This window comes from Leclercia sp. UBA2479, assembly GCF_002341985.1.
Lineage (GTDB): Bacteria > Pseudomonadota > Gammaproteobacteria > Enterobacterales > Enterobacteriaceae > Enterobacter > Enterobacter pneumoniae.
Genome location: NZ_DDPB01000009.1, coordinates 1,168,444 through 1,192,237 on the forward strand (window position 1 = coordinate 1,168,444; position 23,794 = coordinate 1,192,237).

A 23,794-nucleotide genomic window follows, 5' to 3' on the forward strand; every position below is an offset into this window, starting at 1 on the left:
TTCAAGGCACCGTAACAACAACGGCCTGGGTGAAAGTGCCCCAGGATTATCGATCTACGTCACAGAATAACTTTACCGTTTCAGCACCAATTGCACTATGAGATACAAACTGATTGTGCAAAGTAACGCGTGTCATTTTCTACAAGGAAATCATCATGCTCCATCCGCGAGCCAGAACCATGCTGTTGCTGGCCCCCCCGGCGTTAATTATTGGCGTGGCATCCAGTCTGATCCTGATCGTTATTATGAAGGTCGCTTCCGTTTTACAGGCTTTCCTGTGGAAAACGCTGCCTGCCGCCATGGGCTTCCGCTTTGACTCTCCCGTCTGGACGCTGGTGATGCTGACCCTCACGGGGATTGCCGTCGGTCTGGTGGTGCGCTACAGCCCTGGCCATGCCGGGCCCGATCCGGCCACCGAGCCCCTGATCGGTGCACCGGTGAATGCTACCGCACTGCCAGGGTTAATTATCGCCCTGATTATTGGCCTGGCGGGTGGCGTGAGCCTGGGGCCGGAACACCCGGTGATGGCAGTCAATATTGCGCTGGCCGTGGCCATTGGGGCACGGATTTTCCCACGCGTGGATGCGCTCGACTGGACGATCCTGGCCTCTGCCGGCACCATTGGCGCACTGTTTGGCACCCCTGTCGCTGCCGCGCTAATTTTCTCGCAAACCCTGAGCGGTAATAATGATCTCCCCCTCTGGGATCGTCTTTTTGCCCCGCTGTTAGCGGCGGCTGCCGGCGCGCTTACCACCAGCCTCTTTTATCATCCCCACTTCTCTCTCCCCATTGCGCACTATGGGCAGATGCAGCTCGTCGATCTCTTCAGCGGCGCGGTGGTTGCGGCCATCGCCATTGCTCTGGGCATGGTGGCGGTCTGGTGTCTGCCGCGTCTGCACAGGGTTATGCACCGCCTGAAAAAACCGGTGTTGATTCTGGGCGCAGGCGGTTTGCTGCTGGGGATCCTTGGCGCCATCGGCGGACCGATAACCTTATTTAAGGGACTGGATGAGATGCAGCAGATGGCCTTTAGTCAGGTCTTCAGCGTCAGCGATTATCTGCTGTTTGCCCTGATTAAACTGGCAGCCTTAGTGGTCGCGGCCGCGTGCGGCTTTCGCGGCGGGCGTATCTTCCCTGCCGTGTTTATCGGCGCGGCGCTGGGGCTGATGCTGCACGAACACGTCGAAGCAGTGCCGGCGGCGATTACCGTTTCATGTTCGATTCTGGGACTTGTGCTGGTGGTTACGCGGGATGCGTGGCTGAGCCTGTTTATGGCTGCGGTGGTGGTGCCGGATCTTAACCTGATGCCGTTACTCTGCATCGTCATGCTGCCCGCCTGGCTGTTGCTGGCGGGCAGACCGATGATGATCGTCGGGCGTAGAGATCGCTAATCAGGCATTATTACGCGCCTCGAGCGCACGGGTGATAGCCCCCAATAACGGCGGAATATCATGCTTCGGTAACATCACCTCAATTAGCGAAAGCCGCTCGCTGTGAGCCACCTTCTCCAGCACCTCGGCGAGTTGGACCGTTTCACTCACTCGCCAGCACTCAGCCTGACAATCCAGGCTGAGCGCCTGGGGAATTTTGGTCCAGTCCCACAGGGCAATATCGTTATAGCGTTGTTCGGGACCGTGAATGGCGCGCTCGACCGTATACCCTTCGTTGTTCAGCACCAGAATCAGAGGATGCTGGTTATCACGCAGCATCGATCCCAGCTCCTGAATGGTCAGCTGCGCGGCGCCATCACCGGTAATGGCAATCACTCTGCGATCCGGACACGCCGTCTGAGCGCCAAAGGCGGCGGCGAGCGTGTAGCCGATCGACCCCCAGATAGGCTGGACAATAAAATTCACCTCGTTCGGCAGGCAGAGATCTATGGCCCCAAACGCAGAGGTCCCCTGGTCGGCCAGAATAATATCCCCGGGGCGAATGAAGGTTTGCAGGGTTTTCCAGAAACTATCCTGCGTCAGGCTGCCGTGGTGCATCGCCGTTGAAGGGAGAGGCCGGTTCGGCAGATTTCTGCCATCACTCTGTTCCCGACACAAGCGATGCAGCACCTCAATGGCCTGCGTCATGGGGATGCCGGTAAACCAGGTGTCGCCCACGCGTGACGCGTGCGGCTGCACCTCGATAGTTTGTTGCTGCGTGAGCGTGTGCGTAAAGCCCGCCGTCAGGGTGTCGGTAAAACGTGTCCCTACGCAGATCACGGTGTCTGCCCCTTCAATGGCTTCGCTTACCGCCGCGCTGCTGGCAGAACCGCTGTATGTACCGTAAAAACCCGGTTTACGTTCATCGAATATCCCTTTACCCATCAGCATAGTGGCATGGGCAATGGGCGTTTCGCAGACCCACTGCTGAAGCTGTTTTTGCAGGCCATAACGCAACACCAGGAAGTCAGCCAGCAGCGCGGTACGTTCGCTCATCGCCAGACGTTGTTCCGCGGCCTGGCGGAAGGCTTCGAGGCGGAAACCGTCGCTCTCATACCGCTCATCAGTGAGAGCGTTTACAGGCGGCGTGGCAGGTTTCTTTGCCACATCGGCAGGCAGCATCAGATAGCCGGGACGGCGCTCGCGCAGCATGGCAATCAGCACCCTGTCGATTTCATAGCAGGCGTTTTGTTCGGTGAGCAGCGCCTGCGCCACCGTAATGGATTCACTCATATGGTAAAAATGACGGAACTCGCCGTCACCAAGGGTGTGATGGAGCAACTCCCCCTTTTTCTGCGATGCGCTGCCAGGCGCACCCACAATATGCAGAACCGGTACATGTTCTGCAAAGCTGCCCGCTACGCCGTTAATGGCGCTGAGCTCCCCCACGCCAAAAGTGGTCAGAAGAGCAGCGAAGCCTTTACAACGCGCGTAGCCGTCGGCGGCATAGGCCGCATTCAGCTCATTGGCACAGCCCACCCAACCGATATCGGGGCTGTCGATGACGTGATCAAGAAACTGCAGGTTATAGTCGCCAGGCACGCCAAACAGGTGGTCTACGCCACAATCAGTAAGACGATCCAGTAAATAATCAGCGACGCAGTAGGGGGTACGCATAGCAGGTGTCCTTATTATGATGACTTCAATTTGAGTATTGAAGAAGCGTGATGGGTGTCCAGAAACACAAACAATGAGGTTATGGAAAGAATGCTTTACAAATTTTCGCGCTGTAATCTGCCGATCTCGTTTATTGTGTAAACGTATACACTCACCTTTATTTCCGGCTCAGAGGACGTACCTATGGTTTATCAGGCGGATAAAAACCGTTACCAGTCAATGACGTATCAGCGATGCGGAAGCAGTGGCCTTAAAATGCCCGCCATCTCGCTTGGCTTATGGCATAACTTTGGTGACACCACCCTGATCGAGAACAGCCGTCAACTATTACAGCGCGCCTTCGATTTGGGCATTACGCACTTTGACCTGGCCAATAACTACGGCCCGCCACCGGGCTCCGCTGAACGTAACTTCGGACGTATTTTGCAGGAGGATTTCCTGCCCTATCGCGATGAGCTAATCATTTCCAGCAAAGCGGGATACACCATGTGGGAGGGTCCCTACGGCGACTGGGGCTCGCGCAAGTACCTTATTGCCAGCCTTGATCAGAGCCTGAAACGCATGGGTCTGGAATATGTGGATATCTTCTACCACCATCGCCCCGATCCCGAAACGCCGCTGCAAGAGACGATGAAAGCGCTTGACCATATTGTCCGCCAGGGGAAAGCCCTGTACGTCGGGCTGTCCAACTACCCGGCCGAACTTGCGCGCCAGGCCATTGAGATTCTGAATGATTTAGGCACCCCCTGCCTTATCCACCAGCCGAAATACTCAATGTTCGAGCGCGCGCCGGAAGCTGGCCTGCTTGAGATGCTGCAAGAAAATGGCGTGGGCTGCATTGCCTTCTCGCCGCTGGCGGGTGGGCAATTAACCGACCGCTATCTGAATGGCATACCGGCCGATTCCCGCGCCGCAAGCGGCAGCCGTTTCCTCAATCCGGATCAGCTCACAGAAGAGACGCTGAAAAAAGTGCGGATGCTGAATGCGATAGCCGAACGCCGAGGTCAGAAGTTGTCGCAAATGGCACTCGCCTGGGTGCTGAGAAATCGTGCCGTCACCTCAGTGCTGATAGGTGCCAGTAAGACAGCACAGATTGAAGATGCGGTAGGCATGCTGGCGAACCGCCATTTTGCTGCTGAAGAGTTGAGTGAAATCGAAGCGATTCTGGACAGCGCAAAATAGCAGCATTTTTAGCAAATCGTGCTTCGCCTTCTCATTTCGGAGTTACGCGCATTAAACGCGGCTTCACAGCCCCGTAAAATTGCGTTAACAGGCCGGCTTCGGCCCCGATCGTGAAGGAGAATAACAATGTTCAGGTCCCTGATTCTGGCCGCAGTTTTACTGGCTTCAGCACCGCTGGTTGCTAATGCTGGCGAAATCACCCTGTTGCCATCGATTAAATTACAAATTGGCGATCGTGATAATTACGGTAACTACTGGGACGGCGGTGGCTGGCGTGACCGCGGCTACTGGCATCGCCATTATGAATGGCGCGGCAACCACTGGCGTAAACATGATAATGGCTATCATCGTGGCTGGGATAAGCGTAAAGCTTATGAGCGCGGCTACCGTGAAGGCTGGAGAGACCGGGATGATCATCGCGGAGGTCGTGGTCGCGGCCATGGCCATGGTCACGGACATCACCACTAATACGAAAAAGGAGCCTACCGGCTCCTTTTTTATCACTCCACGTTTATAACCCCAGCGCTGTCCCGATAAGCAACCAGAGGTTAAGCGCAACCACTACCACGACGATCGCCCATCCGATTCGCTTCACCATTTTCGAGTTGACGAGCTCACCCATCAGGGATTTGTCACTGGTAAAAATCAGCAAGGGCACCAGCGCCAGCGCAATACCAAAGCTCAGCAGCACCTGGCTCATGACCAGAATCCGCGTCGGATCGAGCCCCATCAGAATCACAATGAATGAAGGCATCATCGTAATGGTACGGCGTACCCACAGTGGAATATGAAAGCGTACAAACCCCTGCATAACAACCTGCCCTGCCAGCGTGCCAACAACCGTAGAGGAGAGCCCGGCAGCCACCAGGCTCAGGCCGAAAATCGTGGCGGCAGCGTGGCTTAACAGCGGTTCAAGGGTCAGATAGGCCTGATCGAGATCGGCAATCCCGGTATGGCCATTAAAATGAAAGGCCGCTGCTGCAGTAGCCATCATGGCCAGGTTAACAAAACCGGCGATGGTCATTGCGAGCGCCACATCCCATTTCGTTGCGGAATACTGCTCCTTTGGCGATCCCTGATGCAGATGCTGGGTTAAAGAAGAGTGCAAATAAATGACGTGCGGCATAATGGTCGCCCCCAGAACCCCGGCGGCGAGGAATACCGCTTCCGATGTCGGCAGGCTCGGAATGGCCATCCCCTTCGTTAACTGCACAAAGTCCGGCTGCGAGAAGACCAGCTCGACAATGTAGGCCGCCGCCACAAATAGCAGCAGGCCGCCAATGACCAGCTCAAGTGGTTTTTGCCCACGTCGCTGAAGCATCAAAATCAGGAAAGTGGCGATACCCGTTAAGACCGCGCCCTGCAACAGTGAAATCCCAAGGATCAACTTAAATCCGATGGCCGCGCCAATGAATTCTGCCAGGTCAGTGGCCATGGCGATGATTTCTGCCTGCACCCAATAAAACCAGACCAGCGGACGCGGATAGTGGTCGCGGATCTGCTCCGCCAGATTTTTTCCGGTTGCGATACCCAGTTTGGCCGACAGCACCTGAATCAACATTGCCATCAGGTTCGCCCACACCACCACCCACAGCAATTTATAACCGAAGCTGGCGCCGGCCTGAATATTGGTCGCAAAGTTACCCGGATCGATATAACCAATCGCAGCGATGAACGCAGGTCCCATTAATGCGAAACGCATCTTGCGTGCTGCGCGGCCGCTGCTACTCTCAACGCGACTGTTCGTCATCTCTGCCTCTAAAATATAGCCTTTGCTATGTTTAATGCTATCAAAATGCGAATGATTATCAAGTTCATTTGCGATGGTTGTATTGATGACTGTGATAGCTAAGAACAATGATCAGGCTGGAAAATAAAAATAGACGTAGCGCAGATTGAATGCGCCCATATTTGTGAAGCGTAGCACACGAACTTAACTTTTAACTCATTTACATAACATAACAAAATTGTATGGTGTGTCACTATTTTTGAGTCTCGTCACAGGACGTGACTATAGTGTGGCTTTGATCTCGTTTTCTTTACTGTTGTTACATAGAATGTGCACGGAAATTAAACCTGCCTCATATTTGGAGCAAATATGGACCGCGTCCTTCATTTTGTCCTGGCACTCGTTGTCGTTACAGCGCTTGCGTTGCTGGTCAGCCATGACCGCAAAAAAATCCGCATTCGCTATGTTGTACAGTTACTCGTTATTGAAGTTTTACTCGCCTGGTTCTTCCTGAACTCCGACGTGGGTCTTGGCTTCGTAAAAGGCTTCTCCGAAATGTTTGAAAAACTGCTCGGATTCGCAAATGAAGGGACCAACTTCGTATTCGGTAAAATGAATGATGAAGGTCTGGCATTCTTCTTCCTGAAAGTTCTGTGCCCTATCGTCTTCATCTCTGCGCTGATCGGTATTCTGCAGCACATTCGCATTCTGCCCATTGTGATCCGCGCTATCGGTACAGTACTGTCCAAAGTCAATGGCATGGGCAAACTGGAATCTTTCAACGCCGTCAGCTCGCTGATCCTGGGTCAGTCTGAGAACTTTATCGCCTATAAAGATATCCTCGGCAAGATGTCCCGTAACCGCATGTACACCATGGCGGCAACCGCAATGTCGACTGTATCCATGTCTATCGTGGGCGCATATATGACAATGCTGGAACCGAAATTCGTGGTTGCGGCGCTGGTTCTGAACATGTTCAGCACCTTCATTGTTCTGTCACTGATCAACCCGTACCGCGTGGATGAGAGTGAAGAGAACCTGCAGATGGCAAATCTGCACGAAGGTCAGAGCTTCTTCGAAATGCTGGGTGAATACATCCTGGCTGGTTTTAAAGTTGCGATTATCGTTGCTGCGATGCTGATCGGCTTCATTGCCCTGATCTCCGCACTGAATGCCCTGTTTGCTGCGGTACTGGGCATCTCCTTCCAGGGGATTCTGGGTTATATCTTCTACCCGGTTGCATGGGTGATGGGTGTTCCGGCAAGCGAAGCGCTTCAGGTTGGCAGTATTATGGCCACCAAACTGGTCTCTAACGAATTCGTTGCCATGATGGACCTGCAAAAGATCGCGGGCACCCTGTCGCCGCGCGCGGAAGGCATCCTGTCTGTATTCCTGGTCTCCTTCGCTAACTTCTCTTCTATCGGCATTATCGCGGGCGCGATTAAAGGCCTGAACGAAGAGCAGGGTAACGTGGTTTCTCGCTTCGGTCTGAAGCTGGTGTACGGCTCTACGCTGGTTAGCGTCCTGTCTGCTTCTATCGCAGCACTGGTTCTGTAATACGACGCTGTAAAAGCAACCGGGAGCAAATGCTCCCGTTTTTTTTATCCCTGTAATTCCGCTAAAGGCATCGGTTTGCCTATCAAATAGCCCTGAAGATAGTCCACACCGAAACGCAGCAGCATGTCACGCTGCTCAGGCGTTTCCACATATTCAGCTACCACAGAGAGCGCTTTCGTTTTTGCCAGATTGCAAATAGATTGCACAATCATGGCATCCATATTGTCGGTACAGATATCTTTCACAAAACAGCCATCGATCTTAATGATGTCTGCCTCCAGGCGCTTAAGGCGCTCATAGTTGGCGTAACCTGATCCAAAATCGTCAATCGCAATGCGGAAACCGTAGTCCCTGAGCTGCTGGATATTTTTGATGCTGCTTCCGGAGTTCGAAAAAGCCTGCTCTTCGGTTATCTCAATGACGACGGTCTGCGGTGCCACCCCGTAGCGCTCAAAGAGAGCGATGATCTCTGCTGCCACCTCTTGCTGCATCAGCGTCATCGGCAGCAGATTGACGGAAAACCGGGTTCCAACATCCGTGACGGGGTGCTGGCGTAGCCAAATAAGCAGATTCTCAACGACGTTAAGGTCAAAGCGATGGCTCAGGTTAAACTGGGCAATCAGCGGAATGAAGCGATCGGGGGTGATAATCTCACCTTCACTCTCCAGACGTGAGAGGATTTCATAGTAACCTTTCCCCTCAGCATCCCGTATCGCCTGGGCGTAAAGATGTAAGCCACCCTCTTCAAGAGCGCGTTTAATGCGGCCCAGCAGCAATACCCTGTCGGTGGTTTGGCCGGAGGCATCTTCAATCCTGTTGGTGAGCGCCAGCACATTATGCGCGGCACAGGATTGCTCAGCCAGCCAGCTCAGTTGCCCCAGCGTATGATGCAGATGTTCACCATTCTCAACCTCTCCCCACGAGGCGCCAAATTCAATATCCAGCCCGGTGTTGTTCCAGACAATTTTACGGCTGTTGAGTCGGTCGACCATATGCTGCAGTCGCTCGGCCGTCCCCGGCCCCAGCAACGCCAGTACCAGCTCACTTCCGGGTAGCTGGAATAGCGTCTCGTCCTTTTGCAGTAACGGCTGTAACGATGCGGTGATCCTGCGTTTGCAATGAACCCGCATAAGAATGCCGTAATGGCGACTTAGAAATTCGAGATTATCCATGCGCAGGCAACAAAGTTTCGCGCCAGGGTGGATTTGTAGAAAGTCTTCCAGTGCGCGAATGTTAGGTAAACCGGTAAGCGGATCGGTGAGCGCCCTCTCCTGCCAGCCCTGCTTAAGCCATTCACTTCGCTGGTAGATCTTCGACATGTAGAGTAAACAGATCGCAAAAGAGATCAGTACAGAAAGGATGAAGGAGAGAGAATGACCCGACTCGACCCCTGTAAGAAAGTTGTAATTGTAGGTTAACAGCAGGAGCGCGGTTCCAGCCCAGAACAGAGAGATAAGCGCATAGCTCAGGCGACTAATACCTAACGTAAAGAGGATAAAAATAATCGGCATTAAATATCCCGCAATGATGGGTGACTCTACAGGAGCACATAAAATGGCGATAATGAGAATTAAAAGCAGTAACCAGATGACGATATATAACGATTTTTTGTGAAAAAAGACGGGCTTCACGCTCTGTAGCCAGAACGTTCTGGCGTAGCGGGGATTAATTATCATTCTTAACGGATAATAGAACATCATGGTAAAAATTAACGCTGCACAAATCAGGCTCTGAATATCCACAACGTTATATATTGCCGTTCCCTCGCCGAAAAATGTCGATATTGTTACCGGGAAAAGAAATAGATAACCAGCAAGGTACATCGATAATTTGATACCTATCGGCACCATAAAACCGAGCCAGAAAATACGTAACCCGACATATTTGTTGGGCACGCGGTAGCGCCAGCGCTTGCCTAGCATGAGACGCATCATGCCACAGACGGCAAACACCGAAAAAGTCTGACAAAACAATAATACAGCATGTTGTAGCGGTGCTAAACTTACGCTTAATATGTTAGTAGCAATAAAACTTAAAAGAACAGGAATAACCGCCCGACGACCAAATAACAGTATAACCGCCAGCATAACGCTTAACGGTAGCCATGCTAAATAGACATCATGCCCATTTACCATAGCGCGCGGAGAAAGATATCGGGAAAAGGGCACAGTAATCAGACATAGCGTCAGCGCTGTTATAAATATCTTTACATTATTGTAAGCTTTTCTGTTCATTAAATTAAATAATCTATTAACCGTTTGCCTCATTGACCGGATGGATAATAGGTTTATTAATTGCGCGAATCAAGTTCAAGTCTATTTAGAGACCTGTTTATTGATATAGATTGAGTCAAGGTATAGAAAGCATTATTTCTGGCAACAAAAAGTGCGAATAGATGTTACATAGGCATAAAAAAACCCCCGTCTTTCGACGAGGGTCTGAATTTTGGTGGAGCTAAGCGGGATCGAACCGCTGACCTCCTGCATGCCATGCAGGCGCTCTCCCAGCTGAGCTATAGCCCCAACGCGTTGCTTATACGAACCTCACTCTGTTGGGTTCAGAGTTTGGTGGAGCTAAGCGGGATCGAACCGCTGACCTCCTGCATGCCATGCAGGCGCTCTCCCAGCTGAGCTATAGCCCCATACGTAAAGCTTGTCGTGTTGACGGGCGGCATCATATGAATTCCGCTGCGGAGTGTCAACGGCAAATTCAGCCGTCAGTGATTGATCGCCGAAAAATCAGGCAAATGAACCACATTGCGAGGAGACTCGCAGCCTGTAGTTATACTTGTCACGTTTTGACGTTAAATGATGCTATAAGATGAAACCTCAATTAACCCTGGTAATTCTCTGGAAATGGCATGATCAAGGAAAGAATGACGCCGGAGGAGTTGGCCCGACTCACTGGCTACAGTCGACAAACCATCAATAAATGGGTGCGCAAAGAGGGCTGGGCAACGTCGCCAAAGCCTGGCGTACAGGGTGGAAAAGCACGCCTGGTGCATGTGAACGATAAAGTTCGCGATTTTATCCGCAGCGCACGCAGGGCACCCGACGCCGCGACCTTACCAGAAATAGCCGGAGACAACTCGCTCTCTGCCCTGCTCCTGACGCTGGCAAATGAGATGACACCAAAAGAGCAGAAACAGCTCTCCTCTTTATTACTCCGGGAAGGGATCTCGGGATTGTTACAACGCTTAGGGATACGTGATTAAACACTTATGAAAAGCTTACGCAGCAAAATGACCACCGAGGAGCTGGCGGATAGTCTGGGTGTCGCCAGGCAGACCGTGAATCGCTGGATACGTAAAAACGGCTGGAAAACAGAAGGAATTAACGGGGTCAAAGGTGGACGCGCTCGCCTGGTCTATATTGATGCTCAGGTGCGTAAACACATCATGAATATCCCGGCGATCCGTAAACGTCAAGCGCTCTACCAACTGGCGGAAAGTATCCCTCCATATGGGGATAACAAACCCACCGCTGTTTTACGGCAAATTACCGATGCGCTAGAGAAGATGACGGCAGATGAGCAAGAACGTCTGGCATTGCTGTTGGCACGGGAAGGGATAAAAGGTTTTCTCACCCGCCTCAATCTGCAGGCAAGCGGGACATAAAAAAAACGGCAGGCTTGACCCTGCCGTTTTTACATCCTGACGAGATTACTGCTGGCTTTCGCGCTCGGCGATACAGCCCAGCGCTTTATTGATACGCGCCACGCTGCGTGATTTGCCAATTGCGTGTACGGTAACGTCCAGCGCCGGAGACTGACCCGCACCGGTAACGGCTACGCGCAGCGGCATGCCCACTTTACCCATCCCCACTTCCAGTTCATCGGCAGTCGCCTGAATGGCATTATGCACAGCTTCAGCGCTCCAGTCGGTAAGGGCAGCCAGTTTATCGCGAACCACTTCCAGAGGCTGACGCGCAACCGGACGCAGGTGTTTCTTCGCCGCATCTGCATCAAACTGCTCGAAATCTTCATAGAAATAGCGGCAGCTTTCGGCAATTTCTTTCAGCGTTTTGCAGCGCTCGCCGAGCAGTTTCACCAGCTCAGCCAGCTGCGGGCCATTGCGGGTATCGATGTTAGCCTGCTCAATATGCCATTGCAGATAGGTTGCAACGTATTCTGGCTGCATCGTATTGATGTAGTGATGGTTCAGCCACAGCAGCTTATCAGTATTGAATGCACTGGCCGATTTGCTCACCGCGCCCAAAGAGAAAAGCTTAATCATCTCTTCACGGCTGAAAATTTCCTGATCGCCATTAGACCAGCCCAGACGCACCAGATAGTTCAGCAGGGCTTCCGGCAGATAACCATCGTCGCGGTACTGCATCACGCTAACGGCACCATGACGCTTCGACAGTTTTTTGCCGTCGTCACCGTTGATCATGGAGACATGTGCATAGACCGGTACTGGGGCGTTCAGCGCCTTGAGGATGTTGATCTGACGTGGCGTGTTATTGATATGATCTTCACCACGGATCACGTGGGTGATCTCCATATCCCAGTCATCAACGACTACGCAGAAATTGTAGGTTGGTGAGCCATCGGTACGACGGATGATCAGGTCATCGAGCTCCAGGTTACTGAACTCAATCGGACCACGGATCTGATCGTCGAAGATCACCGAGCCCTCTTCCGGGTTGGCGAAACGCACTACGCAAGGTTCATCATCTGCGTGGTGCTCATGACCGTGGCGGCAGCGGCCGTCGTAACGCGGCTTTTCATTATTTGCCATCTGCGACTCACGCAGCGCCTCAAGACGCTCTTTAGAGCAGTAGCATTTGTAGGCGGTGCCCGCTTCCAGCATCTCATCGATAACGGCGTTATAGCGGTCAAAACGTTTGGTCTGGAAGTAAGGGCCTTCATCCCACTCCAGATTCAGCCAGTTCATGCCATCCATGATGGCTTCAATTGCTTCCGGCGTAGAACGCTCAAGGTCGGTATCTTCGATACGCAGAACGAAATCACCGCCGTTGTGACGCGCAAAAAGCCAGGAATAGAGAGCAGTACGCGCACCGCCGACGTGCAGATAGCCGGTAGGGCTTGGCGCGAAGCGAGTTTTGATTTTCATGAAGTGGCCTTACAGTAATAAAGATGCCGACAACCGGCATATCCTGGAAATGAGAGTGGGCAATATTCTATCACTCCAGCCTGAATCCTCAATCTTGTTGCAGCCGGAACCGCCACCTTTGCCATTTTTGTATAGAAATCATGCTGCCTGGCGCGTTTTGCGATCGTTTTGCCTAATTTTACGACGAACAAACAAAATCTTTAGAAAAGGCGTTGACTCATTTTCAACTCTCCCTATAATGCGACTCCACACAGCGGGGGTGATTAGCTCAGTTGGTAGAGCATCTCCTTTACACGGAGGGGGTCGGCGGTTCGAGCCCGTCATCACCCACCATCTTCTTCGATGGCTCGCAGTGTAGATAAGAATTGAGATTGGGCGATTAGCTCAGTTGGTAGAGCATCTCCTTTACACGGAGGGGGTCGGCGGTTCGAGCCCGTCATCGCCCACCATTCTCACCTTATCGCAGCAGTTCCGAAATGGGCGATTAGCTCAGTTGGTAGAGCATCTCCTTTACACGGAGGGGGTCGGCGGTTCGAGCCCGTCATCGCCCACCATTTCGGGTCGTTAGCTCAGTTGGTAGAGCAGTTGACTTTTAATCAATTGGTCGCAGGTTCGAATCCTGCACGACCCACCAATGTAAAAAAGCGCCCTAAAGGCGCTTTTTTGCTATCTGCGATTTGAAAGATTCGAACCTGCATCAGGCTCGAGCCGAACGCAGTGAGGCACCGGAGCCGTTTACGGCGTCGGCCCGAAGGGCGAGCGAAGCGAGTCATCCTGCACGACCCACCAATGTAAAAAAGCGCCCTAAAGGCGCTTTTTTGCTATCTGCGATTTGAACGCTCTATGCCCTTGCCCACCTCCGGTAACTCCCCTTTCTCTATCGTCTTTATCAATCGCTCAACCGAAGATTTACATGCCAATAACCTTTCGCCTCGTTACCTGTCATTTCTGGCAGGTGATCTCAAGTAGAGGCGAACTTATGCCGATAAAAGGGATTTCCGGCAAGAGATCTTTATATGACTACAATTCAGGCATCAACCCCATCAATACAGACCAGCAGTAACAGTAAAAGCGGCTCAAGCGATAACAGCATTGCTGGGCAAATCAGCCGCATCACGGCCAAAATTTCTGAACTGAGCCAGAAATTTAAGGATATTGCCCTGGGAAGCGGCACTCCCGAAGAAAAAAAGGAGCAACAAGAGATACTGAAAGCGCAGATTGACGGCCTGCAGGCACAACTGCAGATGCTGCTACGTCGTCAGGCTGAAGAGGCAAAACAAAAACAAGAACAGGCGCAAGCTAAAGTGGAAGGCGTAAACAAACCTTCCGATGAGCATGAAATTGATATTTACGTTTAACGCGCCTCAGAGTTAAACAAGGGATCGCGCATACGGGCTTGTGTGAGCTGTTCAGCCTGGATGCGCACCACCTCCCAGATCGCCTGCGCCGCGCCAGAAAGCGAACGATTTTTACGCCGCACCAGCATTAACTTACGCTCGACTGCAGGCGTAAATCGTTTCACCGTGAGCTGGCTCCCCTGCGGTAAAGGCAGAGCCAGAGCCGGGAGAACGCTGATACCAATCCCGGCTTCAACCATCGGGAAGAGCGTCGCAGGATGTCCAATTTCCTGGACTATAGTGGCATTCACCTGTTGGTCCGCAAGGGCGGCATCGATCAGCGGTCGACTTCCTGAGGCATAGTCCTGCAACACCAGTTTTGCCCCTTCCAGCGCTTGCCACGTCACGCTCGTCTGCGCTGCCAGCGGGCTATCGTTACGACAAAGCAGCAAGAATGGCTCCGAGAGCACGACTTCACACTCAAGGTCGCTTACCGGGCCAGGATCGATAACGATGCCGAAATCTACCTCTCCCTGACGAATACTTTCCAGCACCCACTGTTGGGGCCGATCATGCAGCACAAAATTGATATCGGGGTAACATTGATTACTTTGCGCGATACAGTGTGGAATCAAATGCGCCGAAATGGTCTGACTGGCGGCTACACGTACCGTGCCTGAAAGCTGCTGCCCTACCCTTCCTACATCGCGAAGCGTGCTCGAAAGCTCATCTAACAAACGCGCCAGCCGCGCGGCCAGCTGTTGCCCAGCCTCGGTGAGTATCACCTCACGCGTGGTTCTGTCCAGCAGGCGCACGCCCGTTTGCTGTTCCAGCTCTTTCACGCTATGACTTACAGCAGACTGGCTCAACCCAATCATCTCCCCGGCGCGGCTAAAGCTTTTCGCCTGTGCGACGGTGACAAAAACACGAAGTTGACGCAGGGAGTAATTCATCTGTTTTACTCATGAATAGATGCAATAAATCAATTTTATTTCTCAAACGGATAAAAGCACAATAGCAGCATCTGTTTTCAGGAGTGGTTATGAAAATTTTAAAGATTCTTGATCCGTTTACGTTAACGCTGGTGGTCACCGTATTACTCGCCTCTTTCTTCCCGGCGAGGGGCGGTTTTGTCCCCTTCTTTGAAGGGCTGACCACCGCCGCTATCGCGCTGTTGTTCTTTATGCATGGCGCAAAGCTGTCGCGCGAAGCAATAATTGCGGGCGGCAGCCACTGGCGACTACACCTCTGGGTGATGTGTAGCACTTTCGTTATCTTCCCGGTGCTGGGCGTGCTTTTTGCCTGGTGGGCCCCCGTTAACGTAGATCCGGCGCTCTATAGCGGCTTCCTTTATCTGTGCATTCTGCCTGCCACCGTCCAGTCCGCCATTGCCTTTACCTCACTTGCAGGGGGTAACGTTGCGGCTGCGGTCTGTTCGGCGTCGGCCTCAAGCCTATTGGGGATCTTCGTATCGCCATTGCTGGTAGGGCTGGTCATGAATCTGCACGGCGCAGAAGGCAGCCTCGAGCAGGTGGGTAAAATCATGCTGCAACTGCTGCTGCCATTTGTGCTGGGACATCTTTCCCGCCCCTGGACTGCCGCCTTTGTGGCAAAACACAAGAAGTGGATCTCTAAAACTGACCAGACTTCCATTTTGCTGGTGGTCTACTCTGCCTTCAGTGAAGCGGTAGTCAACGGTATCTGGCATAAAGTGGGCGTGGGTTCGTTGCTGTTTATCGTGGTGGTAAGCCTGGTGCTGCTGGCGATTATTATTGGCATCAACGTGTTTGCCGCCCGCCGCTTCGGCTTCAATAAAGCGGATGAGATCACTATTGTCTTCTGTGGGTCGAAAAAGAGCCTGGCGAACGGTATCCCGATGGCCAATATCCTCTTCCCGACAGCGGCAATAGGGATGATGGTGCTGCCGCTGATGATCTTCCATCAATTGCAGCTGATGCTCTGCGCAGTGCTGGCGCGCCGTTATAAACAGCAGACCGAGAAGTTGCAGGCGCAGGAAGAGACCCGCGCCGCGAAGGCTTAAGGGCGTTTCAGGGGCTGAACCAGCTGGGTCAGCCCCTCTGTTTTGATCAGTAACGTGATAGCCATCAGCTCACCCAGTCGCCCGGCAGGAAATTCATCTTTACGGGCAAACCACAGCAGATACTCTTCCGGCAAATCAATCAGCCTGCGGCCCTTATATTTACCGAATGGCATCTCTGTATTGGCAATCTCAACAAGCTGTTCCTTCTCCACGTTACTCTCCCAGCAGACGCATCATTTCATCTTCGTCGATAACGTCAATGCCAAGCTCCTGCGCTTTCGCCAGTTTTGAACCGGCCGCTTCGCCGGCGATCACCAGATCGGTTTTCTTTGAGACGCTACCCGCCACTTTCGCCCCCAGTGCCACCAGACGCGCTTTCGCATCATCACGTGAAAGCTGGCTAAGGCTGCCCGTCAATACCACGGTTTTACCCGCAAACGGACTGTCGATCTCCTCGGCATTGATCACCACTGGCGCAGGCCATTGAATGCCCTCTGCCAGCAGGTTGCCAATCACCTCGCGGTTGCTCTCTTCAGCAAAGAAGTTGAAGACGTGTGTCGCAACCACAATACCGACATCCGGCACCTTTTGTAGTTCGTCAATGCTAGCTTTTTCAAGCGCCTCCAGGGTCCCGAAGTAGGCCGCCAGCCCGGCTGCCGTCGCTTCACCCACTTCACGGATCCCCAGCGCATAGAGGAAGCGGGCAAAGGTAGTCTGTTTCGCGGCTTCCAGAGCGTTAACCACATTCTGCGCCGATTTAGGTCCCATACGATCAAGGCCCGTCAGCTTACCGGCGGTCAGCCTGAACAGATCGGCTGGGTTATGGACGTACTCTTTCTCGACCAGTTGATCGATAATTTTGTCACCCATGCCGTCCACATCCATGGCGCGGCGGGAGACAAAGTGCTTCAGCGCCTCTTTACGCTGCGCACCGCAAATCAATCCGCCGGTGCAGCGGGTAACGGCCTCACCTTCCACACGCTCCACATCAGAGCCGCACACCGGGCAGTGGGAGGGGAAGACGATAGCGCGGGTATCGGCCGGTCGCTCGGACTCCACCACGTTAACGACCTGCGGAATAACGTCCCCTGCGCGCCGTATGACCACTTTGTCGCCAATGCGCAGACCCAGGCGCGCGATTTCATCGGCATTATGTAGCGTGGCGTTGCTCACCAGCACGCCAGCCACCTGGACGGGCTCAAGGCGCGCCACCGGCGTGATTGCGCCGGTTCGTCCTACCTGGAACTCGACGTCCCGAACAACGGTCAGCTGTTCCTGTGCCGGGAATTTGAAAGCCACTGCCCAGCGCGGAGCGCGCGCCACAAAGCCAAGCTGCTCCTGTAACGCGAGCGAGTTGACCTTGATCACCACGCCATCAATATCGAAGCCGAGCGTTGGGCGGTCCTCTTCAACCTTGCGGTAGAACGCCAGCACGGCTTCGGGAGAATCGCAAAGCTGCACGCGATTGCTCACCGGCAGGCCCCACTCTTTAAACTGGAGTAAACGTCCCAGATGGGTATCCGGCAGTTCACCGCCCTCCAGTATTCCCACCCCATAACAGAAGAAAGTAAGTGGTCGCTTCGCGGTGATACGCGGGTCCAGCTGGCGCAATGAACCAGCCGCAGCGTTACGGGGGTTGGCGAAGACTTTTCCACCCGTACGGCGAGCGTCGTCGTTAATTTTTTCAAACCCGGCCTGCGGCAGGAACACTTCTCCGCGCACTTCCAGCCGCGCAGGGATGTTGTCACCGTGCAGCTTCAGCGGAATGGCGCGAATGGTGCGGACGTTTGTGGTGATATCTTCACCGGTAGTGCCATCGCCGCGGGTGGCGGCACGTACCAGCACACCGTTCTCATACAGCAAGCTCACCGCCAGGCCATCGAGCTTAAGCTCACAGCACCAGGTCAGTACATCCACGCTTTTTAAGCGGTCTTGCACGCGTTTATTAAAGGCGAGGAAGCTCTCTTCATCAAAAACGTTATCCAGGGACAGCATCGGCACTTCATGACGTACCTGAGTAAACGCCGTCAGCGGCGTGGCACCCACGCGCTGGGTCGGCGAGTCCGGCGTAATCAGCTCTGGATGCTGCGCTTCGAGATCGCGCAGTTGGCGCAGCAGGCGATCGTACTCCGCGTCCGGGATTTCCGGGGCATCCATCACGTGATACAGGTATTCATGATGGCGAAGCGTGGTTCGCAGTTCAGTGAGTTGTTGTTCGATAGAGTCCATGTCGCACCATCAATGAGAAAAACCCCCGACAGGCGGGGGTTGATAAGGGATGAAACGAACGCCAGGCTTAGGCGTTTGCTTCCTTAACTTCGCGGATACGGTCCTGATACTCACGCAGCTTCTGCGGCGTCATCATGCGACGCTGATCGTCAAGTACCACCCCACCCACTTCATCGGCGATATGCTGAGCGGACTGCAGCATCAGCTTAAAGTTTTGCACTTCATCACCGTAAGAGGGCACCTGCATAAAGATTGTGACGCCGGGCGTGGTGAAATCACCGGTCATTTCGGGGTCAAAGGTCCCCGGATTCACCATATTGGCCAGGCTAAAGAGGGCTGGGCCGCTGCCGTCCGGACTCAGATGACGATGGAAGATATTCATATCGCCAAACTTGAAACCGGCCTGCTGAATACTGTTCAGTAAGACATCACCGTTTAACCATGTCCCATGATGCGCAGCGACGTTCATGACGATGACCGTCTCTTTACGCTGCGGTTTTTCTACCACGGGCTCTTCAACCACAACCGGCTCTGGCTCAACTACTGGCGTAGGCTGCTGTACCTGAACAGGCTGCGGCTCTGGCTGCAGTGGCTGTTGCACAGGCTGCGGCTGATGGACAGGCTGCTGTTGCACAGGCTGAGGCTGGTGCACAGGCTGCTGTGCTGCAGGTTGCGGAGCCTCCGGCTGAGTCTGTACAGGCTGCTGCGGCTGATGAACAGGCGCTTCTACCGGTGCCGGCTTAGCGGGGCGCGGCTGAGCAGAGGCATACGGCGGCTGGTACTGGTGCTGCGAAGGACGGGGGGCTTCGTGCTCCCCAAAGCCTGCGCCGGGCGCACTGTGAGTACGATGAACGCGAACTTCACCCACGCCTTCGTCTTCAGATTCCATGTCGTCGTCATCGTTCTCATCGTCACGTTGAGACTTCATGCGCTTTAGTGGGCGATCGCGAAACATAGAGGAACGCTCTTTACGGCTGGTCCAGAAACCGTGCACCAGTAAAGCGAGTATGGCGATCGCGCCAACAATGATTAATATCAGACGCAAATCCTGCATCATTATATTCTCTGTTGTTCTAACACCTTGCCACCACGGCAAACATTTACTCACTAAGAGTATTTGCCGATTACGTCAAGTGCAAGTGGATGCAGAGCATTCACCGCATAAAGATGAATTAAATCGTGCTTTTTGCTGTTTTTTCGAACATTTCCGAACTGGTCAACAGCGTGCAACTGGCTAATATAGGCAGGCAATTTCACTGGTTGCGATAAAAGGAGCTCAACCTGGTTATGGTTTCATCAAATTCTACCTCCCCTCGCAGTGGCGTCTGGTACTTTTCACAAGGCTGGAAGCTGGTCTCCCTGCCAGGCATCCGCCGTTTTGTGATCCTGCCACTGGTGATCAATATCTTACTGATGGGGGGCGCATTCTGGTGGCTGTTTCATCAGCTTGATAGCTGGATCCCATCATTGATGAGTCATGTACCCGACTGGCTGCAATGGCTGAGCTATCTGTTATGGCCTATTGCAGTCATTTCCGTGTTACTGGTCTTTGGCTACTTTTTCTCAACCCTGGCGAACTGGATTGCGGCGCCGTTTAACGGTCTGCTGGCCGAACAGCTCGAAGCGCGCCTTACCGGCGCAACGCCGCCCGATACCGGCATCCTGGGCATCATGAAAGATCTGCCGCGCATCATGAAACGCGAGTGGCAAAAGCTCGCCTGGTACCTCCCCCGTGCCGTGGTGCTGCTGATTCTCTATTTTATCCCCGGTATCGGACAAACCGTGGCCCCGGTGCTCTGGTTCTTGTTTAGCGCCTGGATGCTGGCGATTCAATACTGCGACTACCCCTTCGACAACCATAAAGTGCCTTTTAAAGAGATGCGCACGGCTCTTCGTTCGCAAAAAGTTGCCAATATGCAGTTTGGTGCCCTGACGAGCCTCTTCACGATGATCCCGCTGCTCAACCTCTTTATTATGCCCGTCGCCGTCTGTGGCGCGACCGCCATGTGGGTGGACTGCTACCGTCCGAAACATGCTTTGTGGAAATAAGGTCAAAAAGGAGTGGCTTATATCACTCCTTATTCCATACTGATCCCCATTATTTCCTTGTAGCATATAGATATGCGAATTCCTTACTTCCCCATACTTATTCAGCAGGTATGCTGGGTCGGTATCCCAATTTCATACAGTTAAGGACAGGCCATGAGTAAGATTTTTGAAGATAACTCGCTGACTATCGGTCATACGCCCCTGGTTCGACTGAACCGTATCGGTAATGGACGCATCCTGGCGAAGGTCGAATCACGTAACCCGAGCTTCAGCGTGAAATGCCGTATCGGTGCCAACATGATTTGGGATGCGGAAAAACGTGGCGTGTTGAAAGCGGGCGTTGAACTGGTTGAGCCAACCAGCGGGAACACCGGTATTGCTCTGGCCTACGTCGCCGCGGCGCGTGGTTATAAACTGACGTTAACCATGCCTGAAACCATGAGTATCGAACGCCGCAAGCTGCTGAAAGCGCTGGGGGCGAATCTGGTGCTGACCGAAGGTGCCAAAGGGATGAAAGGTGCCATCCAGAAAGCCGAAGAAATTGTTGCCAGCGATCCGGCTAAATATCTGCTGCTTCAGCAGTTCAGCAACCCGGCAAACCCGGAAATTCACGAGAAAACCACCGGTCCGGAAATCTGGGAAGATACTGACGGCCAGGTCGATGTGTTTATCTCCGGTGTGGGTACCGGCGGTACGCTGACGGGCGTAAGCCGTTATATTAAAGGCACGAAGGGCAAAAAAGATCTCATTACCGTCGCCGTCGAGCCAACAGATTCCCCGGTCATTGCTCAGGCACTGGCAGGTGAAGAGTTAAAACCAGGCCCGCACAAAATTCAGGGCATTGGAGCAGGCTTCATCCCGGGTAACCTGGATTTGAAGCTTATCGATAAAGTGGTTGCCATCAGTAACGACGAAGCGATTTCTACCGCACGCCGCCTGATGGAAGAAGAGGGTATTCTGGCGGGTATCTCCTCTGGTGCCGCCGTGGCCGCTGCGTTAAAATTGCTTGAAGATGAAACCTTTACCAACAAGAATATCGTGGTTATTCTGCCGTCTTCGGGTGAGCGTTATTTAAGTACGGCCCTGTTTGCCGATCTCTTTACTGAGAAAGAACTGCAACAGTAATGCCAGAATGTAAATAACGCGTAAAAAAGCACCCTTATGGGTGCTTTTTTGTGGCCCACGTCAAACTTTTGCCTCTACCGGCATTGCTTCACCCTGTTAGCTCTGGTATTTAAGCTGGCAATTATTTTGATGCGCGAAATTAATCAACGCACGAAATCACGCTGCTGAATCGATTTTATGATTTGGTTCAAGTCTTGCTTCCACGGCATAATGTTTAATGTGACGAAGCGTCAGTTGCAAGACATGCAGGCACCAGGTTACGTCATGCGCTAACGTATACCGCGTACCCTTAAGTCGGTGCTAACAATACAGGCTAAAGTGGAGCCGCCAGGCTAGACTTTAGTTCCACAACACTAAACCTATAAGTTGGGGAAATACAATGTTCCAGCAAGAAGTTACCATTACCGCTCCGAACGGTCTGCACACCCGCCCTGCTGCTCAGTTTGTTAAAGAAGCAAAAGGCTTCACTTCTGAGATCACTGTGACTTCCAACGGCAAAAGCGCCAGCGCAAAAAGCCTGTTTAAACTGCAAACTCTGGGCCTGACTCAGGGTACCGTCGTCACCATCTCCGCTGAAGGCGAAGACGAGCAGAAAGCAGTTGAGCATCTGGTAAAACTGATGGCTGAGCTCGAGTAAGTATCCGGGTTCTTTTCAATATCAGTCACAAGTAAGGTAGGGTTATGATTTCAGGCATTTTAGCATCCCCGGGTATCGCTTTCGGCAACGCACTGCTGCTGAAGGAAGACGAGATCGTCATCGACCGGAAAAAAGTTTCTGCCGACAAGGTTGATCAGGAAGTTGAACGTTTTCTGAGCGGTCGTGCAAAAGCATCTGCGCAGCTGGAAGCGATCAAAACAAAAGCTGGTGAAACTTTTGGCGAAGAAAAAGAAGCCATCTTCGAAGGGCATATCATGCTGCTCGAAGATGAGGAGCTGGAGCAGGAAATCATAGCCCTGATTAAAGATAAGGGCATGACGGCCGACGCGGCTGCGCATGAAGTTATCGAAGGCCAGGCAACCGCCCTGGAAGAACTGGATGATGAGTACCTGAAAGAGCGTGCGGCTGACGTACGTGACATCGGTAAGCGCCTGCTGCGCAACATCCTGGGTCTGGCAATCATCGACCTGAGCTCCATTCAGGACGAAGTTATTCTGGTTGCTGCTGACCTTACCCCATCTGAAACCGCACAGCTGAACCTGAACAAGGTGCTGGGTTTCATCACCGATGCGGGCGGACGTACCTCCCACACCTCAATTATGGCGCGTTCTCTGGAGCTGCCAGCCATTGTGGGTACCGGTAGCGTCACCACTCAGGTGAAAAACAACGACTATCTGATTCTGGATGCCGTAAACAACAAAGTTTACGTCAACCCAACTAACGAAGAGATCGAGCAACTGCGTGCCGTTCAGGAGCAGGTTGCTACCGAAAAAGCCGAACTCGCGAAGCTGAAAGATCTGCCGGCTATCACGCTAGATGGTCACCAGGTTGAAGTTTGCGCTAACATCGGTACCGTCCGTGACGTCGATGGCGCTGAGCGCAACGGTGCGGAAGGTGTGGGTCTGTATCGTACTGAATTCCTGTTCATGGACCGTGACGCGCTGCCTACTGAAGAAGAGCAGTTCGCCGCATACAAAGCCGTTGCTGAAGCCTGTGGCTCTCAGGCGGTCATTGTCCGTACCATGGACATCGGTGGCGACAAAGAGCTGCCGTACATGAACTTCCCGAAAGAAGAGAACCCGTTCCTGGGCTGGCGTGCAGTGCGTATTGCCATGGATCGCAAAGAGATCCTGCGTGACCAGGTTCGCGCCATTCTGCGTGCTTCCGCTTTCGGTAAGCTGCGCATCATGTTCCCGATGATCATCTCCGTTGAAGAAGTGCGTGCACTGAAAAAAGAGATCGAAATCTTTAAACAGGAACTGCGTGACGAAGGTAAGGCTTTTGACGAGTCAATCGAAGTGGGCGTGATGGTGGAAACACCGGCAGCGGCGACAATTGCGCGTCATTTAGCCAAAGAAGTCGACTTCTTTAGTATTGGTACCAATGATTTAACGCAGTACACCCTGGCAGTTGACCGTGGTAATGATATGATTTCACATCTCTACCAGCCAATGTCGCCGTCCGTACTGACGCTTATCAAGCAAGTTATTGATGCTTCTCATGCTGAAGGTAAATGGACAGGCATGTGTGGTGAGCTTGCAGGCGACGAACGTGCTACACTTCTGTTGCTGGGTATGGGTCTGGACGAATTCTCTATGAGCGCCATTTCCATCCCGCGCATTAAGAAGATTATCCGTAACACGAACTTCGAAGATGCGAAGGTATTAGCAGAGCAAGCTCTTGCTCAACCGACAACGGACGAGTTAATGACGCTGGTTAACAAGTTCATTGAAGAAAAAACAATCTGCTAATCCACGAGATGC

Annotated in this window: 20 protein-coding genes, 6 tRNA genes and 1 other RNA gene; 17 read left to right on the top strand and 10 right to left on the bottom strand. The window is 52.9% G+C overall.

All coding sequences use genetic code 11. The features are described from left to right. Positions 1-155 precede the first annotated feature (155 nt). Positions 156-1,391, top strand: a complete 1,236-nt coding sequence (locus B3B59_RS15195) for an ion channel protein (protein WP_286809460.1) — start codon at positions 156-158, stop codon at positions 1,389-1,391. Here the strand turns inward: B3B59_RS15195 and ipdC are convergent, their stop codons facing one another. Then, positions 1,392-3,047: an indolepyruvate decarboxylase gene (gene ipdC / locus B3B59_RS15200; protein ID WP_286809461.1), complete on the bottom strand. Its 1,656-nt coding sequence runs from the start codon at positions 3,045-3,047 to the stop codon at positions 1,392-1,394. 183 nt (positions 3,048-3,230) lie between these two features. Here ipdC and mgrA point away from each other — a divergent pair, with 183 nt between their 5' ends. Continuing rightward, entirely contained in the window at positions 3,231-4,229 is a 999-nt protein-coding gene (mgrA, locus tag B3B59_RS15205) for an L-glyceraldehyde 3-phosphate reductase (RefSeq protein WP_286809462.1), read from the top strand. Positions 4,230-4,355: 126 nt separating this feature from the next. Further along, positions 4,356-4,697: a DUF2502 domain-containing protein YpeC gene (gene ypeC / locus B3B59_RS15210; RefSeq protein WP_046884654.1), complete on the top strand. Its 342-nt coding sequence runs from the start codon at positions 4,356-4,358 to the stop codon at positions 4,695-4,697. Between the two features lie 43 nt (positions 4,698-4,740). Here ypeC and B3B59_RS15215 read toward each other — a convergent pair whose 3' ends face one another. After that, positions 4,741-5,979, bottom strand: a complete 1,239-nt coding sequence (locus B3B59_RS15215) for an Nramp family divalent metal transporter (RefSeq protein ID WP_046884920.1) — start codon at positions 5,977-5,979, stop codon at positions 4,741-4,743. A 348-nt stretch (positions 5,980-6,327) separates the two neighbouring features. Here B3B59_RS15215 and B3B59_RS15220 point away from each other — a divergent pair, with 348 nt between their 5' ends. Continuing rightward, complete coding sequence (locus tag B3B59_RS15220) at positions 6,328-7,515, top strand: NupC/NupG family nucleoside CNT transporter (RefSeq protein ID WP_046884653.1); 1,188 nt, start codon at positions 6,328-6,330, stop codon at positions 7,513-7,515. Between the two features lie 44 nt (positions 7,516-7,559). Here the strand turns inward: B3B59_RS15220 and B3B59_RS15225 are convergent, their stop codons facing one another. The 3 genes from B3B59_RS15225 to B3B59_RS15235 all read right to left on the bottom strand — a co-directional run bounded on the left by B3B59_RS15225 (position 7,560) and on the right by B3B59_RS15235 (position 10,156). Further along, on the bottom strand, positions 7,560-9,749 hold the full coding sequence (locus tag B3B59_RS15225; RefSeq protein ID WP_286809463.1) for a sensor domain-containing phosphodiesterase: 2,190 nt from the start codon (positions 9,747-9,749) through the stop codon (positions 7,560-7,562). A 212-nt stretch (positions 9,750-9,961) separates the two neighbouring features. Continuing rightward, positions 9,962-10,037 (bottom strand) — tRNA-Ala (locus B3B59_RS15230). Between the two features lie 43 nt (positions 10,038-10,080). Continuing rightward, positions 10,081-10,156: transfer RNA gene (locus B3B59_RS15235), tRNA-Ala, on the bottom strand. A gap of 219 nt (positions 10,157-10,375) precedes the next feature. Here B3B59_RS15235 and B3B59_RS15240 point away from each other — a divergent pair. Both B3B59_RS15240 and B3B59_RS15245 read left to right on the top strand, forming a co-directional pair. After that, positions 10,376-10,729, top strand: coding sequence for a YfeC-like transcriptional regulator (locus B3B59_RS15240; protein ID WP_040074598.1), 354 nt, complete (start codon positions 10,376-10,378; stop codon positions 10,727-10,729). 6 nt (positions 10,730-10,735) lie between these two features. Next, positions 10,736-11,131, top strand: coding sequence for a YfeC-like transcriptional regulator (locus B3B59_RS15245; RefSeq protein WP_046884651.1), 396 nt, complete (start codon positions 10,736-10,738; stop codon positions 11,129-11,131). Positions 11,132-11,176: 45 nt separating this feature from the next. Here B3B59_RS15245 and gltX read toward each other — a convergent pair whose 3' ends face one another. Continuing rightward, the gene (gene gltX, locus B3B59_RS15250; RefSeq protein WP_286809464.1) at positions 11,177-12,592 is read right to left on the bottom strand and encodes a glutamate--tRNA ligase; all 1,416 of its coding nucleotides are present in this window, start codon (positions 12,590-12,592) and stop codon (positions 11,177-11,179) included. A gap of 257 nt (positions 12,593-12,849) precedes the next feature. Here gltX and B3B59_RS15255 point away from each other — a divergent pair. The 6 genes from B3B59_RS15255 to B3B59_RS15280 all read left to right on the top strand — a co-directional run bounded on the left by B3B59_RS15255 (position 12,850) and on the right by B3B59_RS15280 (position 13,950). Then, a tRNA-Val gene (locus B3B59_RS15255) sits at positions 12,850-12,925 on the top strand. A gap of 40 nt (positions 12,926-12,965) precedes the next feature. After that, positions 12,966-13,041: transfer RNA gene (locus B3B59_RS15260), tRNA-Val, on the top strand. Between the two features lie 29 nt (positions 13,042-13,070). Continuing rightward, a tRNA-Val gene (locus tag B3B59_RS15265) sits at positions 13,071-13,146 on the top strand. Positions 13,147-13,150: 4 nt separating this feature from the next. Further along, positions 13,151-13,226, top strand: a tRNA-Lys gene (locus tag B3B59_RS15270). A gap of 29 nt (positions 13,227-13,255) precedes the next feature. Beyond that, positions 13,256-13,381: non-coding RNA, RtT sRNA (locus B3B59_RS15275), on the top strand. A gap of 227 nt (positions 13,382-13,608) precedes the next feature. Continuing rightward, positions 13,609-13,950 carry a FlxA-like family protein gene (locus B3B59_RS15280; RefSeq protein WP_233801547.1) on the top strand — a complete coding sequence of 114 codons (342 nt, stop codon included), beginning with the start codon at positions 13,609-13,611 and terminating at the stop codon, positions 13,948-13,950. Here B3B59_RS15280 and B3B59_RS15285 read toward each other — a convergent pair. Further along, complete coding sequence (locus tag B3B59_RS15285) at positions 13,947-14,882, bottom strand: LysR family transcriptional regulator (RefSeq protein ID WP_233801545.1); 936 nt, start codon at positions 14,880-14,882, stop codon at positions 13,947-13,949. The two genes, B3B59_RS15280 and B3B59_RS15285, sit on opposite strands and share 4 nt — an antisense overlap. Before the next feature lie 89 nt (positions 14,883-14,971). Here B3B59_RS15285 and B3B59_RS15290 point away from each other — a divergent pair, with 89 nt between their 5' ends. After that, positions 14,972-15,970 carry a bile acid:sodium symporter family protein gene (locus B3B59_RS15290; protein ID WP_046884647.1) on the top strand — a complete coding sequence of 333 codons (999 nt, stop codon included), beginning with the start codon at positions 14,972-14,974 and terminating at the stop codon, positions 15,968-15,970. Here B3B59_RS15290 and B3B59_RS15295 read toward each other — a convergent pair. From B3B59_RS15295 to zipA, 3 genes are all read right to left on the bottom strand, one after another. Beyond that, positions 15,967-16,182, bottom strand: coding sequence for a DUF3820 family protein (locus B3B59_RS15295; protein ID WP_003861328.1), 216 nt, complete (start codon positions 16,180-16,182; stop codon positions 15,967-15,969). The genes B3B59_RS15290 and B3B59_RS15295 overlap by 4 nt on opposite strands. A gap of 1 nt (position 16,183) precedes the next feature. Beyond that, on the bottom strand, positions 16,184-18,199 hold the full coding sequence (gene ligA, locus B3B59_RS15300) for an NAD-dependent DNA ligase LigA (RefSeq protein ID WP_233801541.1): 2,016 nt from the start codon (positions 18,197-18,199) through the stop codon (positions 16,184-16,186). Positions 18,200-18,266: 67 nt separating this feature from the next. After that, on the bottom strand, positions 18,267-19,256 hold the full coding sequence (gene zipA / locus B3B59_RS15305) for a cell division protein ZipA (protein WP_286809465.1): 990 nt from the start codon (positions 19,254-19,256) through the stop codon (positions 18,267-18,269). Between the two features lie 230 nt (positions 19,257-19,486). Here zipA and cysZ point away from each other — a divergent pair, with 230 nt between their 5' ends. The 4 genes from cysZ to ptsI all read left to right on the top strand — a co-directional run bounded on the left by cysZ (position 19,487) and on the right by ptsI (position 23,782). Then, on the top strand, positions 19,487-20,248 hold the full coding sequence (gene cysZ / locus B3B59_RS15310; protein ID WP_040074589.1) for a sulfate transporter CysZ: 762 nt from the start codon (positions 19,487-19,489) through the stop codon (positions 20,246-20,248). A gap of 153 nt (positions 20,249-20,401) precedes the next feature. After that, entirely contained in the window at positions 20,402-21,373 is a 972-nt protein-coding gene (gene cysK, locus B3B59_RS15315) for a cysteine synthase A (RefSeq protein WP_046884645.1), read from the top strand. Between the two features lie 379 nt (positions 21,374-21,752). Then, positions 21,753-22,010 (top strand): phosphocarrier protein Hpr, encoded by a 258-nt coding sequence (gene ptsH, locus B3B59_RS15320; RefSeq protein WP_000487600.1) that lies wholly within the window; start codon positions 21,753-21,755, stop codon positions 22,008-22,010. Between the two features lie 44 nt (positions 22,011-22,054). Continuing rightward, on the top strand, positions 22,055-23,782 hold the full coding sequence (gene ptsI, locus B3B59_RS15325) for a phosphoenolpyruvate-protein phosphotransferase PtsI (RefSeq protein WP_040074587.1): 1,728 nt from the start codon (positions 22,055-22,057) through the stop codon (positions 23,780-23,782). Positions 23,783-23,794 lie beyond the last annotated feature (12 nt).